This window comes from Curtanaerobium respiraculi (genome assembly GCF_024609215.1).
Lineage (GTDB): Bacteria > Actinomycetota > Coriobacteriia > Coriobacteriales > Eggerthellaceae > Curtanaerobium > Curtanaerobium respiraculi.
The window spans coordinates 46617-63459 of sequence record NZ_JANIPD030000023.1; the positions used below are offsets into that span (position 1 = coordinate 46617).

Sequence of the window (16843 nt, forward strand, 5' to 3'; positions counted from 1 at the left end):
TGTACGTTGACGCGGGGAGTATTCTATCACGGTTCCGGCACGACGGGTATCGTCACATGTATCGCCCCTCCACGAACGACCGTGGATATCTGCACGTTGGGCGCGAGGTAATACGCTCGCGCTATAGGATCGAAGGCGCGCAGGACCCCCTCCGCAAGCGCGCGCTTCTCATCCTCGGACAGATGCAGCGCACCGGTGGGACCCGATGGGGGAACGATGCCGCCTGTGCCCTCCTTCGATGAACGGCCGTTCAGCGCGGAATCAGTCCCGGTTGCGGGAGAATCCAGGACAGCAACCTCTTCCGAAAGCGGGATCAACGGGGAAATCGACCCGTCCATGATGCGGCGCGCGCTACGGGGGGATAGCTCGAGTCCGATGCCATGGGCGATTTCCGCGAAGTCCTCGGGAGAGGAGGCAACGGCCAACCGCTTGCACAGGGGAAGGGCGGAGGTGTCGTCGCAGAAGGCGATAGCGGAATTCGAAAGGGCGGTTTTGCCGTATTCCCACAACGTGGCGGCGATGTCGACGGGCGAGCCCAGGTACAGCGCGACTTGATCACGGTCGATGAAGGCGAACTCGGCAGCGGTCCGCACGATGTTCTTCGGACCGCGCGCGACGATGGTCCCCCGCTCCGTCCGCGCGAACACGGGACGGGAGCTCTGATCAGCCTTCTCGGGAAGCGAGGAGGTGTCGGTTTCCACGACGATCGACGTGCCGCCCCCCTCGAGGCTGTCCGACACGTAGGCGCGCTCGGAGTTCTGGGCGATCGCATACAGCGCCATCCCCCGTCCATGGATGCCCCACGCGTCCATATGGACGGAGTCGAGCTTGCTCGTGACGCGCGCTTCGAAGATGCGCCCCCACATGCGTCGCGGAACGCCGGAGCCGTCGTCTATGAAGGCGAACCGGCGGGCGGTCCCCTCGCGAGATGTCGCGACGAAGATGGAACGCGCGCCCGCATCACGCGCGTTCCTCAACATCTCGATGACGATATCCTCGGAGCTGCGCACGTCGTGCTTCGCCTGACGGCGCTCGGCCTCGGCGCTCCGCAAACGGACGAAGCCGCCCCCGAAGTCGTTTTCGACCCGGAGATGGCTATCGCCCGAAACATCTTCGATGAATTGAACGAGACGATCGTCCGCCATGCGTACGACCTCGTTTTACTTGGCTATGCCGATGGCGCGGCTCTCGCGGATGACGACGACCTTCACCTGCCCGGGGTACTGGAGGGTGTTCTCGATCTCCTCCGCGATATCGTGGGCGAGGACCGTCGTCGCAGCCTCGTCGACTTCCTCGGGCTGGACCATGACGCGGATCTCGCGGCCGGCCTGAATCGCGTACGTGCGTTCCACGCCCTTATGGGAGCTGGCGATTTCCTCGAGCTTCTCGAGTCGCTTGACGTAGGCGTCGAGCGTTTCTTTGCGGGCGCCGGGGCGCGCGGCGGAAACGGCATCGGCGGCCTGCACGATGACGTCGAGCACGCTGTTGGGATCGACATCGTTATGATGCGCCTCTATCGCGTGCACGATGGCTTCCGACTCGCCGAAGCGGCGGGCCAGATCCGCGCCGATGACGGCGTGGCTCCCGTCGACCTCGCGGTCGACGGCCTTCCCGATATCGTGCAGCAAGCCCGCGCGTTTCGCCGTGATGGGGTCGAGTCCGAGCTCGGAGGCGATCACACCTGACAGGTAGGCGACCTCGAGCGAGTGGTTGAGCACGTTTTGACCGTAGCTCGTACGGTACAGGAGCCGCCCGAGCGTATGCGTGAGTTCGGGATGGAGGTCATGCATGCCGGTATCGAAGGCGGCTTGCTCCCCCGCCTCCTCGATCTTCTGGTTGACGAGCTTTTCCGCCTTCTTGTACATCTCCTCGATGCGGGCGGGATGGATGCGGCCGTCGGCGATGAGGTTCTCCATGGTGACGCGTCCGATCTCGCGGCGCACCGGATCGAAGCAGCTGATGGTGACGCTCTCCGGCGTGTCGTCGATGATCAGATTCGTACCCGTGAGCTGCTCGAACGAGCGGATGTTGCGGCCCTCGCGGCCGATGATGCGGCCTTTGAGGTCATCGGACGGGATATGGATGGAAGACACCGTGATCTCAGCGGTGAAATCGGCAGCGATGCGCTGAATCGCGAGCGAAAGGATCTCGCGCGAGGTCTTCTCCGCCTCCGCCTTGGTGCGGGCTTCGGATTCGCGGATGATTGTCGCGCTCTCATGCGTGACCTCGTCTTTGAGATTGTCGAGCAGCTCGGTTTTCGCCTCATCGGAGGTCATCCCGGCGACCTTCTCGAGCTGACGGTTGATCTCGAGGTGCTCTTCCTCGACTTCGTCGCGGCGGCGCTTGAGCTGGCGCTCGCTCTCCTGCAGGTCGCGGTTCCTCTTATCCACCTGCCCCTGCATGCTGGAAAGCTGATGCTCGCGGGCATCGAGGGAATCGCTGCGCTTGTCCAAGGATTTCTCCCGCTTGTCAAGGCGCTCCTCCGACGAACGCACCTCCCTCAGGCGGTCCTTCTTCTCGGATTCGATCTCCTGGCGAAGCCGCAACGCCTCGTCTTTGGCCTCGACCTCGGCTTCCTTGCGCAGCGTATCGGCCTGCTTGCGTGCGTCGTCCATGAGCGCCTGAGCTTCGCGCTCGCGCTGCTGCTGGCGCGTTTTGCCCGTATGGCGAATGATCGCGAAACCCACGGCGGCGCCGATAACCAGGCCGATGGCCAACCATATGAATGCGGCAAATTCGAACATCTGCTCACCCCTATTCATCTGTGTGAAGGCATAAAAAATGCCACTGGCTCCAATGGCATGAGACCAGGTGCGGGGGCACCTGTTGTTCTATACGGATATGGTATATGCAAACGCCGGTGAAGGCGTGTTCTCACGCTCCTCTATATTACGTGTTGAGCAGCATGTTTTGATTCGGAACATGAAATTTATCAGAAAAAGATCAACGGCAAGGCGACTGAGGCGGCTAGGATGAGCAGGCAGGGCGACTATCGGCTGCCTTCCATCCACTTCCGCACCGCCGAAGAGCAGACAGCCGCCGGATACCCCCGTGCGACCAGCTTTCGGTAGGCGGAACCCCACGCATCCTTGGCACGGGGAGGATGGGCGTCCAAAAAGGCGATCGCGCGCTCCGTCTGAGCCGCGTCGGCGAAGCTTTCTCCGCCGAGCAGCCGGTTGACGATATCGTCCGCTATGCCGTATCGGCGCTTCAAGTCGGTGGCGATCGATCGCGATCCCTTCCCCGCGGAAAGCCTCCCCCGGATGAAGGATTCGGCGAATCGCTCGTCGTCGATCAAACCGCATCCGATCGCCCGGTCGATCGCCGCCCGGGCATCCACGTCGGCATACCCCTCCTTCGAAAGGCGTTGGGCCACCTCGGATGCAGACCGTTCCCGCTGCGAGCACAGGCGCACCACCTTGGAGAACGCCGGCTGGCTCGGCTGCCCGCCGCCGGGCGGCGACCCCCTCCGGCCCGTCCTCGAAACGCCCTCGTCGGGGACGAACGACCCGACGGCGCGCCCAAACGAGGACGAGCCGGCACCGGGGGCCGGAAACGACTCGCGGTAGGATACCATGGCGAAGCCGCCTACTTGTGCTTTCCCGGCTTCGGGGCGGGCGTCGGCGTCGAATCGCTGGCAGAGGGGTCCTGGAAGGGGATATCGTATTCCTCCCGCACCTTTTTCTCAATCTCCTCGCGCAAATCGGGGTTCTCGCGCAGGGTGCGTTTTGCCGCCTCCCTGCCCTGCCCCAGACGCTCCTCGCCGTAGGTGTACCAGGCACCGCTCTTCTTGGCAACGCCGCATTCGACCGCCATATCGATGATGCATCCCTCCTTCGAGATGCCCTCGCCGTACATGAGGTCGAACTCGGCTTGGCGGAACGGGGCGGCGACCTTGTTCTTGACGACCTTCGCCCTCACGCGATTGCCCACCGTCTCGCCGTTGAGCTTGACGTAATCGCACCGGCGCACATCGATGCGCACGCTGCTGAAGAACTTGAGCGCGCGGCCGCCGGTCGTCGTCTCCGGATTGCCGAACATGACGCCGATCTTCTCGCGCAGCTGGTTGATGAATATGCAGGTGGTGTTCGACCTTGAGAGCGATCCGGCGAGCTTGCGAAGGGCCTGGCTCATCAGGCGCGCCTGCAAGCCGACGGAGGTGTCCCCGATCTCGCCTTCGATCTCGGCGCGGGGCACCAAGGCGGCAACGGAGTCGATGACGACGCAGTCGATAGCTCCGCTGCGCACGAGCATGTCGCAGATCTCGAGCGCCTGCTCGCCCGTGTCGGGCTGGCTGATGAGGACGTCGTCGATGTCCACCCCCAAGCGGGCGGCGTACACCGGGTCGAGGGCATGCTCCGCATCGATGAAGGCGACGATGCCGCCGAGCGCCTGGGCCTCGGCGAGCACGTGCAGGGCGAGCGTGGTCTTGCCGGACGATTCGGGGCCGTAGATCTCGACGATGCGCCCGCGCGGCAGGCCCCCGATGCCCAAAGCGGCATCCAGGGAAAGCGCGCCAGTGGGGATTACGCCGATCTCCAAATGGCCGCCGTCCTCCCCCAGCTTCATGATGGCACCTTTGCCGAACTTCTGCTCGATCTGGTCGGTCGTAAGTTTGATCAGCTTGTCTTTATCCTGGGGCATCTGCGCACCTGACCCTTCGTGTATTGGATAGAATGATTATCACGAACATCTGTTTGCCTGTCAAGAAAAGAATGCGGTTCCATCTTAGGGAACCGCATTCATCGCGCTATCCCCGCGATCTTCATCAGCGGAATCCCGCATCCAGTGGCGAGAATGCCGCGCGCCGCCCTGGAAAGGGGCGGCACCCCGGCGGACAGAGCGTCGCGCGAGACGACGCCAAGAGGACCCGCATCGGCACTCCCCTGCCGGGCCGGCGAAGCCCGATCCCGCAAGCCGGGGCGCGCTAACTCTGCCGCAACTCCTCGAGAAGCATCTCCAAGGCGCGGTTGACGGTTTGGGTCCGCACCTGCTCACGGCCCCCCGCGAAATGGTTAAGTTCCGCATGGGAGCCTCCGGGGCCGCTTACCCCGATCCAGACCGTCCCGACCGGCTTCCCCGGAACCGCGCCCCCCGGTCCGGCGATTCCCGTGGCGGACACGGCGATATCGGCATGCGTCACGGCACGGGACCCTTCGGCCATCGCGCACGCGGTCTCCTCGCTCACGGCGCCGACGGTGTCGAGGACATGCTGGGGAACCCCCAAGACGTCGCGTTTCACCTCGTTCGCGTAGCTGATGACCCCGCCGACGACCGCCGAAGACGAGCCTGCCGCGTGCGTGAGCGCGGCGCCGATGCGGCCGCCCGTGCAGCTTTCCGCCGTGGAGACCGTCTTCCCCCGAGCCGTGCCCTCTTGCACGACCCGGGAGGCCAGATCGTAGGTGCGCTGATGAGCGGAATCGCGGTCGGCGGGCGAGGTGTCTTCTCCGAACCCGAGGACGTGCGACGCCTTCGAGAAGTAATCGAGCATCGAGATGATCGTGAGCGCCAGCGCCACGATCATGACGGCCCAGCTGAAGAGGTACAGCGCGATATAGGCGTCATCGCCCATATTGACGACGAGCTGGCTGTCCTTGACGATGAACAGCACGATCGCGATGATCTGAGAGACCGTCTTGGCTTTTCCGTACCAGCTTGCGGCGATGACGACGCTCTTGCTTGCCGCCACCATGCGCAGCCCCGAGATGATGAACTCGCGCGCGAGGATGATGAGCGCCACCCACGAGGGCAGAGGCCCCAGCTGAACGAGGGCGAGCAGCGCCGCCGCCACGAGTATCTTGTCGGCGAGCGGGTCCATGAACTTCCCGAGGTCGGTCACCTCGCCTCTGCTGCGCGCGAGGTGCCCGTCGATCGAATCGGTGAAAGCGATGCCGATGAACACCGCGGCGGCAACCCACGGCTTCCAATAGTCCGCCTCGATCCACAGCGGGAACCAATCCGGCCAAGGACTGATGATGGCAACCACGAAAACCGGTATGAGCATGATGCGGAGCAGCGTCACCTTGTTCGCGGCGGTCCAGATCTTCTCGCTCGGCTCCCCTTCGGGCCTCATTCGACCTCACCCTCCATCTCGTACAGAAGGGTATCCGTGATACGCGCGCGCACGATCGTCCCCGGCTCCCCGCCGTCAAGATAGGTTACCCCGTCCACGTCGGGGGCTTGGCATTCGGCCCGCCCGTACAGCCGGCCATCCTCATCATGCCCGAGGACGAGGACGTCCATATCCTGGCCAATGCGCCTCTCCATCCGAAGCCGGGAGATCGCATCGGCGCGATCGCGGAGCTCCTGGGCGCGGCGCTCCCTGGTATCCTGGTCGATTTGACCGGGAAGCTCCGCGGCGCGCGTGCCCTCCTCCTGCGAGTATGGAAACACACCCACGTAATCGAAGTCGATTTCATCGGCAAACGCGCGCAACCGATCGAAATCTTCGTCAGTCTCGCCTGGGAACCCCGTGATGAACGTGGTCCTGAGCGTGATGCCCGGAACGCGCTCGCGCACGCGCTCGACGAGCCGGACGTACGATTCGAACGAACCGGACCGGTTCATGGCGCGCAGGATATCCTCCTGGCAATGCTGGAAGGGGATGTCCAGATACGCGCAGATGTTCCCGCGCCGGCTCATGGCATCGAGAAGCTCGTCGGTGACCCCTTCGGGCTGCAGGTACATCACGCGGAACCGGGTGGACGGATATTCCTCCGCCAAACCGTCCATGAGCTGCGCCAAGGTGGAAGGCTCATCGAAATCCTCCCCCCAGCGCCCGGTGTCCTGGGCGATGAGGACGATTTCCCTCGCGCCGCCGTCCACGGCGGCCGCCACGTCCCCCCGGATGCGGTCCCGGGTGAAGCTATGGTAGCGCCCCCTGATGTAGGGGATGGCGCAATACGAGCAGAACCGGTCGCATCCGTCGGATATCTTGACATAGGCGCTTGGTTTGATCGAGGGCTCCCCCTTCCGCCCGCGCCCAACCGCGCGAGATGGGAAGAGGGAATCGAGCACCGCGGCGATATCGTCCTCCCTGCCGCAGGGGACGAACGTCTTGACCTCGTCCAGCGATTCCGCCAGATCGTCCCCGTAGCGCGCGGGCATGCACCCCGCGATGACGACCGTGGCATTCCCCGCCGCCACCTTGGGCAGCTCGCAGGCATCGAAAATCGCCTGGAGGCTCTCCTCGGTGGCAGCCTGGATGAAGGAGCACGTGTTGACGATGACCGCGTCGGCTTGCGCGGGATCTTCGCACATGCGGTACCCGGCGGCATCCAGCCGCTCGGACATGCGTGCGGAATCGACTTCGTTCTTCGCGCATCCCATCGTCACGATGGAGACGCTCACCTCGTTACGCTGTGGCAAAACGCTACCCGCCTGCGATCTAGCGGTAGTTGACGAACTGAAGCGGTTGGCCGTAATCGTTCTCGCGGACGAAGGCGATCACCTCTTGCAGCGTATCGCGCGAGGCGCTGCTCACTCGCAGCTTGTCGCCCTCGATAGTCACCTTCGCCTTGAATTTACGGCCCTTGATGTCCTTGTTGATCTTCCCGGCCAGGTCACGCTCGATGCCCTCCACGATCGACGCGCGACGGCGCACCGTGCCGCCGGAAGCCGCCTCGGGGGCGCTCCAGGCGATCGCGGCGAGGTCGATGCCCCTTCTCACCAGCTTGCTCGAGAGGATATCGACCACCTGGCCCGCGACGAAGTCGCTCGGGGCCTGCACGGTAAGCGCATGCCCCGCCTTGTCGAGGGTTATCGTCGAACCCGAATCCTTCAGGTCGTACCGGGCCTTCAGCTCCTTCGATGCCTGGTTGAAGGCGTTCTCGACTTCCTGCATATCAACCGTCGAAACGATGTCGAAGCTTGACTCTTTCGCCATGTCTCCTTCTTTCTCGCCTCCCGCCGCCGCTGCGGTCAGCTCATAGTAGCAAACCGCGCATGCTCCGGCGGGGCATGCGCGGTTTCGCCTCGAAAAATGCCCTGGCCCTACCGCGCGGAACTCGATGGGGTATCGGACGGGGCCGAAGCGCTGGTCGATGATGATTTCGCCGACGAGGCATTCGAGGAACCCGACGACGTGGACACGCCGTTATCCGCCTGCCACTGCTTCAGGATATCGCTGAACTCGTAGGTGTTCTTCACGATGCCATTCGAATTCTCCTCGAGCTCCTGCTGTTTCCCGTTGATGGTGAGCGTCACGCCCTCGGTGCCGACAGAGACGAATTGGAACGAATCGGTGAACGTGTAGGAGTAGGATTGGGGGCCCTTCACCGTATCGGCAACCTGCACCTCGCCGTTGACGTACAGCTCGAGGTACACAGACGTGCCGCTGGCCACCTCGACCTTCGCCTCGCCCTCGGTGGGGGCCGCGGCGGCGGTCGACGAGGCCGCGGATGCACCCGCGGCCGCGGAGGAATCCGAAAGGCCCGTGACGGGCAGCGTGGATACGGCCGACGTGCCCGGTGAGGATTTACCGCCGAACAGGAGCACGCTGACCAGGATCACGATGACGAGGATAACCGCCGCCGCGATGATGAACGGGAGCTTCGACGACCCTTGGCCCAGTGTGCCGCGGGCACCCGAGCCTCCGCCGATGCGCTGATCGAGGAACGACGATGAGGGCAGCACGCTCCCGCGCGAATCGCGCGTGCGGCTGTCGGGATAGACGTAGTTGCTGCCCCCGTGGTTGTAGCCGCGGGACCGCTGCATGCTTTCGAGCCCTTCGGTCGTGTAGGCGCTTCCCCTGCCGGTCCTCCTCCTGCGGTCGGAAGGGGGTTGCGATGCGCGGCGCCCCTCGGGGGAGGAAAGGCGGCTCGTGGTCCCCCGCCGGGGGAACCGGGTGTTCTCGGGCGCTTCCGACATGTCGAAGCCGGTCGAGCGGCGCCGCGACGACGAGATGCCGTTCTCATAGCGCGAGAGCTCGGAAAGGTACATGCCCGTTATCTCGGTCGGGTTGAGGCCAAGATACCGCGCATAGCCCGTGATCATGTTGCGCGTGTACCCGCGCGGGGGCATGGCGGCGAAATTGCCCGCTTCGATGGCGCGCAGGATGTCGGGGCGGATGCGCAGGCGCCGAGCGGTCGCATTCAGGTCGAGCCCTTTGCGCTCACGAGTCTGGCGAAGGATCTCGCCGAAGCCCATCTCGTCCATCATCACTCCTTGCCGCTATCGTTCGCTTCGAAAGCCTTGAGGGTTTCGAGCTCCATCGTGTCGACCAGCACCTCGCGCGGCTTGCTGCCGTTCGGCGGGCCGACGACGCCCTTGTCCTCCAGCATGTCCATTATACGCCCTGCACGAGAATAGCCAACTTTCAAACGGCGCTGGATATTCGACGTGGAGCCGAGGCCGCTGCTGACCACGATCTCGGCCGCCTCCCAGATCAGCGGATCGTCGGCGGTGGACGACCCCCCGCTGCCGTCGGGGGCGGTATCCCCCACCGACATGACGTTGGTCTGCAAGATCTCCTGATGGTAGTCGGGTTCGCCCTGCTCCTTCAGATGGGCTACGACAGCGTTGATCTCGTCCTCGGTGACCAGGCATCCCTGCAGGCGCTGAGGCTTGGGGTATTCGGGTTTCGAAAGCAGCATGTCCCCCCAACCGATCAGGTTCTCGGCGCCGGGGGTGTCCAGGATAACGCGGGAGTCGATGCCGCTCGCCACGTTGAAGGCGATGCGGTTGGTGATGTTCGCCTTGATAAGACCCGTGACGACGTTGGTGCTCGGGCGTTGGGTGGCGACGATCATGTGGATGCCGGCGGCGCGCGCGAGCTGGGCCAGGCGGCTGATGGAGAACTCGACCTCCTTGCCCACGTTCATCATCAGGTCGGCGAGCTCGTCGATGATGATGACGATATAGGGGAGCTCCTCGGCCTCGTCGTCGCCGATCCGCATGCCCGCCTGCGCCTTGGCGTTGTACTGCCCGATGTTGCGGGCGCCCACCTTGGCGAAGACCTTCAGGCGCCGCTCCATCTCGGCCACGGCCCACGAGAGCGCGCTTGCCGCCTCCTTGCATTCCGTGACCACGGGAACGTACAGGTGCGGGATGCCATTGTAGGGCGTGAATTCCACGCGCTTCGGGTCGACCATGATGAATCGCACCTCCGCAGGGGTCGCGCGCATGAGAATGCTCATGATCATGCCGTTTATGGAAACCGACTTACCCGAACCCGTGGTGCCGCCGATGAGGAGGTGGGGCATCTTAGCCAGGTCGGAGACGATCGGGTTCCCCTCGACATCCTCGCCGATGGCCACCTGCAGCGGACCCTTGCCCGCGGCGGGAAGCACGTCGGAGAGCAGCACGCTGCGCCGCTTCACGTTCGGCACTTCGATGCCGACGTAGTTGGTGCCGGGGATGGGGCTGAAGATGCGCACGCCCTGGCTCGCCATCGCCAGCGCGATGTCGTCGGTGAGGTTGGACACCTTGCTCACGCGCACCCCGCTCGGCAGCGACACCTTGAACAGGGTCACCGTCGGGCCGGCAGCCCAGTCGACGACCGTCGCCTCGACGCCGAAATCGGCGAGCGTCTCCTGCAACAGCATCGCGGTGTCCCGCAGCGTCTCCTGCGACTCCGCGCTCGCTGACTCCTTGGTGGCCTGCGTGAGCAGCTCCATCGGCGGCAGGACGAAATCCTCGGAGGGGCGGGGTGAGGGGGCTTGGGCGGCGGGTTGCCTCTTGGCCTTCCCCTGCGCCGCATCCGCTTTCCCCTTGCGGCCCAGCTTCCGCGTGAGCTGGCCGGAATCGGAGGATTTCGCGGCGCCGCGCGCTTGCTGCGCCCGGTTCCCCGCGGCTTCTGCGGAGAATTCCTCCGTGCCCGCCTCGGAGGGGTCCCCGGGCATGCGGGGCAGCACCGCGGTGCGCACGGGACGCAGCGTCCCATCGCGCTTGCCGCCGAACCGTTTGCGCGGAATCGAGCCCCTCCCCGCCGATACGGGCTTGAACGCCGGCGCGGGCATGACCGACAGCGCCTCCTCCTGAGCGCGGGCCTGGTCTTTCATCTCCCGCCGCTTCGAGCGCACCTTCTCGACGACGGCGCTGATGGAAAAGCCGATGATGATGAACGAGACGACGATGAGCCCCGCCACGATGACCGTGCTCACCGGCTGGCCGAACAGGGTGAGGAGCGCCCAGGAGATGCCCGCCCCCACGTAGCCGCCCTGGTGGACGAGGTTGTCCTGCACGAAGAGGAACTGGAGGCTGTTCTGCCCCACGAGCGGCGTCGCGAGCCCCAGAAGCACGATGATGCAGACGAACAGCAGCAGCAGCCCCACCGCGACCCTGCCGCTGATGCTGGCCCCCTCCTTGCGGTAGAACAGGCTCGCCGCGATCAGGATGAGGATGAACGGGAGGATGTAGCACCCGAGACCGAGTCCCAGGTGCAGGCCGGTGGACAGAACGCCGGTCACGATCCCATCCTGCGGCATGCTCGCCATGATGAACAGGGCGATCGCGAGCACCGCGCAGCACACGCCCCCGATGTCCCGACGCGATTTCTCGTCGAGGAGGCCGGGGGGTTGCTGCTGGACCTGGGCGCGCCGCGCGGCCGCCTTCTGCGCAGGCGACGGCGCTTTCGATTTTCTATTCTGCGCGTTGCTTGAATTCGCGCGAGCCACATGCGCTCCTTAATACTGCGGTTGAACTGCGTTTGGCCTTCGATCGGCGACGACGGGCGCCGCCGCCCTATTGTAGTCTAGATTTCGATAAGGTTCACGATCACCATGGGCCGTTGCTTGATGCGCTCCCATAGGACCTGCTGCAGCGCTTGGCGGCACGCTTTCTCGACCTCGCGGCGTTTCGCGTGGCCCTCGAGCGACCTGCGCAGCGCACGCTGCACGGCGGACTGCGCATCCTCGATGAGATAGGGGTCCTCGCCGCCGGCGATGCCGCGCATCTGCACCTCCACCTTGCCGACGGGTTTCCGGTCGCCCGCCGTGATAGCGCAGGCGATGGATGCGACGCCCATCTCCACGAGCATGCTGCGCTCGTTGAGGACGTCCTGGCTCGTATCGCCCACCGAAAGGCCGTCCACGAACACCACGCCGCTTTCGACCGCCTCGCCCCTGCGGGCACCTCGGGCATCGAGCTCGAGCGTGTCGCCGTTGTCCATGATGAAGATATTATCGCGGTTGACGCCGACCGCCTCGGCCAGCCGCGCGTGCGCCCTCAGGTGCGCGGCCTCGCCGTGGACGGGCATGAACGCCTTGGGCTTCACGATGGATAGGATCAGCTTGAGCTCCTCCTGCCCCGCATGGCCGGACACGTGCACGGGCGCGCGCTTCTTGTCGTACACGTCCGCGCCGACTTTGGCGAGCAGGTTGATGACGCGCGTGACCGCCTTCTCGTTGCCTGGAACCGGGGTCGCGCTGATGATGACGGTGTCGCCGCGATCCAATTCGATCGTCTTATGCTCCCCCGCCGCGATGCGCGCGAGGGCGCTCAACGGCTCGCCCTGGGATCCGGTGCACATGATCACGACCTGCTCGGGCGGAAGGCCCTTCAGATCGTAGGCGTCGATGATATCCTGGTCGCCGATATGCAGGTATCCGAGCTTGCGGGCGATGTCGGTGTTCTGAACCATCGACCGCCCCGTCACGACCACCTTGCGGCCGTTGGCCACCGCCGCATCGCAGATCTGCTGCATGCGGTGGATATGGCTCGCGAAGCTTGCGATGATCACGCGCCCCTTCGCCTGGGAGATGATCTTGTTGAGCGCCACGCCCACGGTCGCCTCGCTGGGCGTGAAGACGGGCACCGTCGCGTTGGTCGAGTCGCTCATCAGCAAGTCCACGCCGATGCGGCTGAATCGGGAAAGCGCCCCGAAGTCGGTGGTCACGCCGTCGATGGGGGTCTGGTCCAGCTTGAAGTCGCCCGTATGCAGCACGTTAGCCGCCGGGGTTTGGAAGAACACGCCGACCGCCCCGGGGATGCTGTGGTTGACCGCGAAGAAATCGCAGGTGAAGCACCCCAGTTTGATCCGCTGGCCGGGCTTGATCTCGATCAATTTGGCGTTCTTGATGCGATGCTCCGCGAATTTGCCCTCGATCAGCCCCAGCGTCATCTTCGTGCCGTAGATGGGAACCGGGCGGTCGAGGTCCCTCATCAGGTACGGAAGGCTTCCGGTGTGGTCCTCGTGGCCGTGGGTGATCACGATGCCGCGCAGCTTGTCGGCATGCTCGAGCACATAGGTGTAATCGGGGAGGATGAGGTCGATGCCGGGATGATCGTCATCGGGGAACATCAGGCCCGCATCGTCGAGCACCAAATCGCCGTCGCATTCGAGGACGGTCATGTTCTTGCCGATCGCATCCAAGCCGCCCAGCGGGATGACCCGCAGCTGGCTCTTCGGGTTCTTGTCGGGGGAAAGCACCGAGCGCTTCCTCTGGCCCTGGGCGGACCCCTTCGCAGGCGCGCCGCCCTCCGCGGGCTTTCGGGAAAGCTGCGGCCGCTCGCGCTCGATGTCGGCATGCTTGAACGAGCGCGACGGACGGCGCTTGCGGTGCCCCTGCTGGGGCTGGTTATTCACTTGTTCCAATATACGTTCCTTTTCGCTAGTCGAGCACCCCGACCTCGCGCATGATCGCGGCGAGCGCCTCGGTTTGCTCGAATGTCGCGTCGACAAGCGGAAGCCTCAGGCCGCCGACGGAGAAGCCCTGCAGGTTGAGCGCCTGCTTGACCAGGATGGGGTTCGCCGTGGCGAACAGCCCCTTCATCAGCGGAAGGATCGCCTCGTGCGCGGCGCGCGCCTCGTCCCACCGGCCAGCGGCTGCGTTATCGACTATCTTCTTCATTTCAGCGGGCGCGCAGTTGCCGGTCGTGCTTATGACGCCCGCCCCGCCCCGCTTCATCACTTCGTATGTGAGGCTGTCGTCGCCCGAGTAGACGGCGAAGCCCTCGGGCGCACCGTCGCAGATCCGCGCGATCTGGTCAAGGTCGCCGGAAGCCTCCTTCACGGCGGCGATGTTCTCGCAATCGCGCGCCAGGCGCAGCGTCGTCTCCGCAGTCATGTTCACGCCGCACCGGCCGGGGATGTTGTACATCACGATCGGCAGGTCCACCGCCTCGGCAATGGCCCGGAAATGGCGGTACAGCCCCTCCTGGGGAGGCTTATTGTAGAACGGGACGACGGCCATCAGCCCGTCCACCCCGGTCTGGGCGGCCTTACGGGCGAACGCGATGGAATCGGCCGTGCAGTTGGTGCCGACGTTCGCGATGACGGGCACGCCGCCCTTCTGATCGGCCGCCATGGCCTCGAACACCGCGAGCTTGTCCTCCGGGGAGACCGTCGGGCCCTCGCCCGTGGTGCCGAACACCAGCAGGGAGTCGCTGCCGCCCTCGACCAGGCGCCGCCCCAAGGCCACCGCTTGCTTCACATCCACATTGCCCGCCTCATCGAAGGGCGTGACCATAGCCGGAATCATCCGGCCGAAGGGAAGGGTTGATTCGTTTGCCATGAGAGTCTCCTCGATACAATCGGCGATCGGCCGCGCCGGGCCGATCAACAGTATGACACGTTATCGCGCGCGGGCGCCTAATCCAAGAAATTCTCCAAGCCGACCACCAGGCCCTCGCACGCCCCCACCTTGCGGATGCCCAGCAGCACGCCCGGCATATAGCTCTGCGTGTCCCAACTGTTATGGGTGATCGTAAGCGTCTGGCCCATGCCGCCGAAGATCACTTCTTGCTGGGCGGAGAACCCGTTGCTGCGCACGGAATGCACGGGAACGCCGTCCACGAGCGCGCCGCGGGCGCCCCCGCATCCCTCGATCTCGGTTTCCCTTCCCGGCGCGGAGCTCTCGAAATCGCGCGCGGAGGCGATCATGCGTGCCGTGCGCACGGCGGTGCCGCTCGGGGCGTCCTTCTTGCGCGCATGGTGGAACTCGATGACCTCCGCTTCCGGGAAATACGGCGCGGCCGCCTGGGCGAACCGCATCATCAGCACCGCGCCGATGGTGAAGTTGGGCGCGAAGAACAGCGCCGTCCCCTCCGGCGCCAGGTCGGCAAGCTCCTGGAGCTTCTCCCTCTCGAGCCCCGTCGTCCCGATGACGCAGTCGATCCCGGCGGGCAGCGCGGCGCGGATATCCCCTTCCACCGCGGACGGCTGGGTGAAATCGACGAGCACGTCGAACGAGGCCTCGCGGACGGCCTCCGCAACGCTTGCGAACACGGGGAATCCGCCCATGTGCCCGTGGGGGTCGATTCCGCACACGAGGCGCATGTCATCGGCGGCCTGAACCGCCGCCGCGGTCGCCTTGCCCATCCTGCCGGCGCACCCGGCAACTGCCACATCGATCATCGCGCTCTCCACCTTCCGCATCGCTGCTTCGCCGCCCCGCATGGAGTCGCAACACGCGGCCCCTTTACACTTACAAACGCGGGTTTCTGCCTATTTTCGCGAATTCGCGCAATGCATACGATGAATTGGACAAAATCACTAGAAAGAGGAGTCATCGCCAATGGGTATCAGCAATTCGGTGAAGAGCTACGGGCTTTCCAAGCTCTTCGATTACGTGGAGAAAGAGCCCGCCCACAACATGGGCAAAGTGATGGAATTCATCGACAAGATCACGCCGGGGGATGTCATGGCCACCCAGCGCGCCGCCGCGCGCCGCGTCACCGCCGACCCCGGCAACGTGTGGAACGGCATGATCTGCGACCTGTTCCGGGACATCGACCCCTTCGTGCTGAAGCAGGCGTTCCAGAACTTCGTCATCAACGGCAGCCTGAACGGCTGGGCCCAGCAGGAGAAGATGCGCAAGCAGTACGGCTGCAACATCCCCTGGGCGATCCTCCTCGACCCCACGAGCGCCTGCAATCTGCATTGCACGGGCTGCTGGGCGGCGGAGTACGGCAACAAGCTGAACCTGACCTTCGACGAAATCGACAGCATCATCGAGCAGGGCAAGGAGCTGGGCTGCTACATCTACATCTACACGGGCGGCGAGCCGCTGGTCCGCAAGAAGGACCTGATCGCACTCGCGAACAAGCACAACGACTGCGAGTTCCTCTGCTTCACCAACGCCACGCTCATCGATGACGATTTCTGCAAGGAGATGCTGCGCGTGGGCAACTTCATGCCCATCCCCAGCGTCGAGGGCTTCGAGGCCAGCACCGACTTCCGCCGTGGCGAGGGCACCTACGAGAAGGTGACCAACGCCATGAAGCTGATGAGGAAGTACAATCTGGCGTACGGCGTCAGCTGCTGCTACACCAGCAAGAACGTTGACGTCATCGGCAGCGAGGAGTACTTCGACTGGATGATCGGCATGGGCGTCAAATTCGCCTGGTTCTTCAGCTACATGCCCGTGGGCGCCGGAGCCGACACGTCGCTGATCACGCGGGCCGACCAACGCGAGTGGATGTACAACCAGGTCCGCAAGTTCCGCAAGTCCAAGCCCATCTTCACGCTCGACTTTATGGACGACGGAGAGTACGTGGGCGGCTGCATCGCCGGCGGCAGGCGCTACCTGCACATCAACGCCAACGGCGACATGGACCCATGCGTGTTCATCCACTACAGCGACACCAACATCCGCGAGCACACCCTGCTCGAGGGCCTGCAGCGCCCCATGTTCATGGCCTATCACGACAACCAGCCCTTCAACGAGAACATGCTGCGCCCCTGCCCCGTGCTGGACAACCCGGGCCGCCTGACGCAGATGGTGGAGGACACCGGCGCCCACAGCACCGAGGTCCTCGTGCCCGAGGACGTGCGCGACTATTCCGCGCGCACGGTCGAGGCGGCCAAGGAATGGAAGCCGCGCGCCGACCGTCTGTGGGCGAGCAAGTACCACAACCCGGCATTGCTGGTGAAGTAACCGACGGCGGCAAAGGCATGCGAAGA

General features: G+C 64.6%; 13 protein-coding genes. 1 reads left to right on the forward strand and 12 read right to left on the reverse strand.

The annotated features are described in order from the left end of the window. Window positions 1-26 precede the first annotated feature (26 nt). From NOV21_RS06700 to dapB, 12 genes are all read right to left on the reverse strand, one after another. Entirely contained in the window at window positions 27-1145 is a 1119-nt protein-coding gene (locus NOV21_RS06700; RefSeq protein WP_283170455.1) for an ATP-binding protein, read from the reverse strand. 15 nt (window positions 1146-1160) lie between these two features. Beyond that, on the reverse strand, window positions 1161-2744 hold the full coding sequence (gene rny, locus NOV21_RS06705) for a ribonuclease Y (protein WP_283170454.1): 1584 nt from the start codon (window positions 2742-2744) through the stop codon (window positions 1161-1163). A gap of 245 nt (window positions 2745-2989) precedes the next feature. Beyond that, window positions 2990-3577, reverse strand: a complete 588-nt coding sequence (locus NOV21_RS06710; RefSeq protein ID WP_283170453.1) for a regulatory protein RecX — start codon at window positions 3575-3577, stop codon at window positions 2990-2992. Window positions 3578-3588: 11 nt separating this feature from the next. Beyond that, window positions 3589-4644, reverse strand: a complete 1056-nt coding sequence (recA, locus tag NOV21_RS06715; RefSeq protein ID WP_283170452.1) for a recombinase RecA — start codon at window positions 4642-4644, stop codon at window positions 3589-3591. Window positions 4645-4927: 283 nt separating this feature from the next. After that, window positions 4928-6073 carry a CDP-diacylglycerol--glycerol-3-phosphate 3-phosphatidyltransferase gene (gene pgsA, locus NOV21_RS06720; RefSeq protein WP_283170451.1) on the reverse strand — a complete coding sequence of 382 codons (1146 nt, stop codon included), beginning with the start codon at window positions 6071-6073 and terminating at the stop codon, window positions 4928-4930. Further along, window positions 6070-7368 (reverse strand): 30S ribosomal protein S12 methylthiotransferase RimO, encoded by a 1299-nt coding sequence (rimO, locus tag NOV21_RS06725; protein WP_283170450.1) that lies wholly within the window; start codon window positions 7366-7368, stop codon window positions 6070-6072. The genes pgsA and rimO overlap by 4 nt, the downstream gene beginning before the upstream one ends. A 19-nt stretch (window positions 7369-7387) precedes the next feature. Next, window positions 7388-7885 (reverse strand): YajQ family cyclic di-GMP-binding protein, encoded by a 498-nt coding sequence (locus NOV21_RS06730; RefSeq protein WP_283170449.1) that lies wholly within the window; start codon window positions 7883-7885, stop codon window positions 7388-7390. A 107-nt stretch (window positions 7886-7992) separates the two neighbouring features. Continuing rightward, window positions 7993-9156, reverse strand: a complete 1164-nt coding sequence (locus NOV21_RS06735) for a helix-turn-helix domain-containing protein (protein WP_283171790.1) — start codon at window positions 9154-9156, stop codon at window positions 7993-7995. Window positions 9157-9158: 2 nt separating this feature from the next. Then, window positions 9159-11615, reverse strand: coding sequence for an FtsK/SpoIIIE family DNA translocase (locus NOV21_RS06740; RefSeq protein ID WP_283170447.1), 2457 nt, complete (start codon window positions 11613-11615; stop codon window positions 9159-9161). A gap of 77 nt (window positions 11616-11692) precedes the next feature. Beyond that, a complete protein-coding gene (locus NOV21_RS06745; RefSeq protein ID WP_283170446.1) occupies window positions 11693-13534 on the reverse strand; it encodes a ribonuclease J in 1842 nt (613 codons plus the stop codon). Between the two features lie 16 nt (window positions 13535-13550). Beyond that, the gene (dapA, locus tag NOV21_RS06750; protein WP_283170445.1) at window positions 13551-14453 is read right to left on the reverse strand and encodes a 4-hydroxy-tetrahydrodipicolinate synthase; all 903 of its coding nucleotides are present in this window, start codon (window positions 14451-14453) and stop codon (window positions 13551-13553) included. A 77-nt stretch (window positions 14454-14530) separates the two neighbouring features. Continuing rightward, on the reverse strand, window positions 14531-15295 hold the full coding sequence (gene dapB, locus NOV21_RS06755; RefSeq protein WP_283170444.1) for a 4-hydroxy-tetrahydrodipicolinate reductase: 765 nt from the start codon (window positions 15293-15295) through the stop codon (window positions 14531-14533). Between the two features lie 160 nt (window positions 15296-15455). On the opposite strand from dapB, the gene NOV21_RS06760 reads away from it, so the two are divergent. After that, the gene (locus tag NOV21_RS06760) at window positions 15456-16817 is read left to right on the forward strand and encodes a radical SAM/SPASM domain-containing protein (protein WP_283170443.1); all 1362 of its coding nucleotides are present in this window, start codon (window positions 15456-15458) and stop codon (window positions 16815-16817) included. The last annotated feature ends 26 nt before the right edge of the window (window positions 16818-16843 follow it).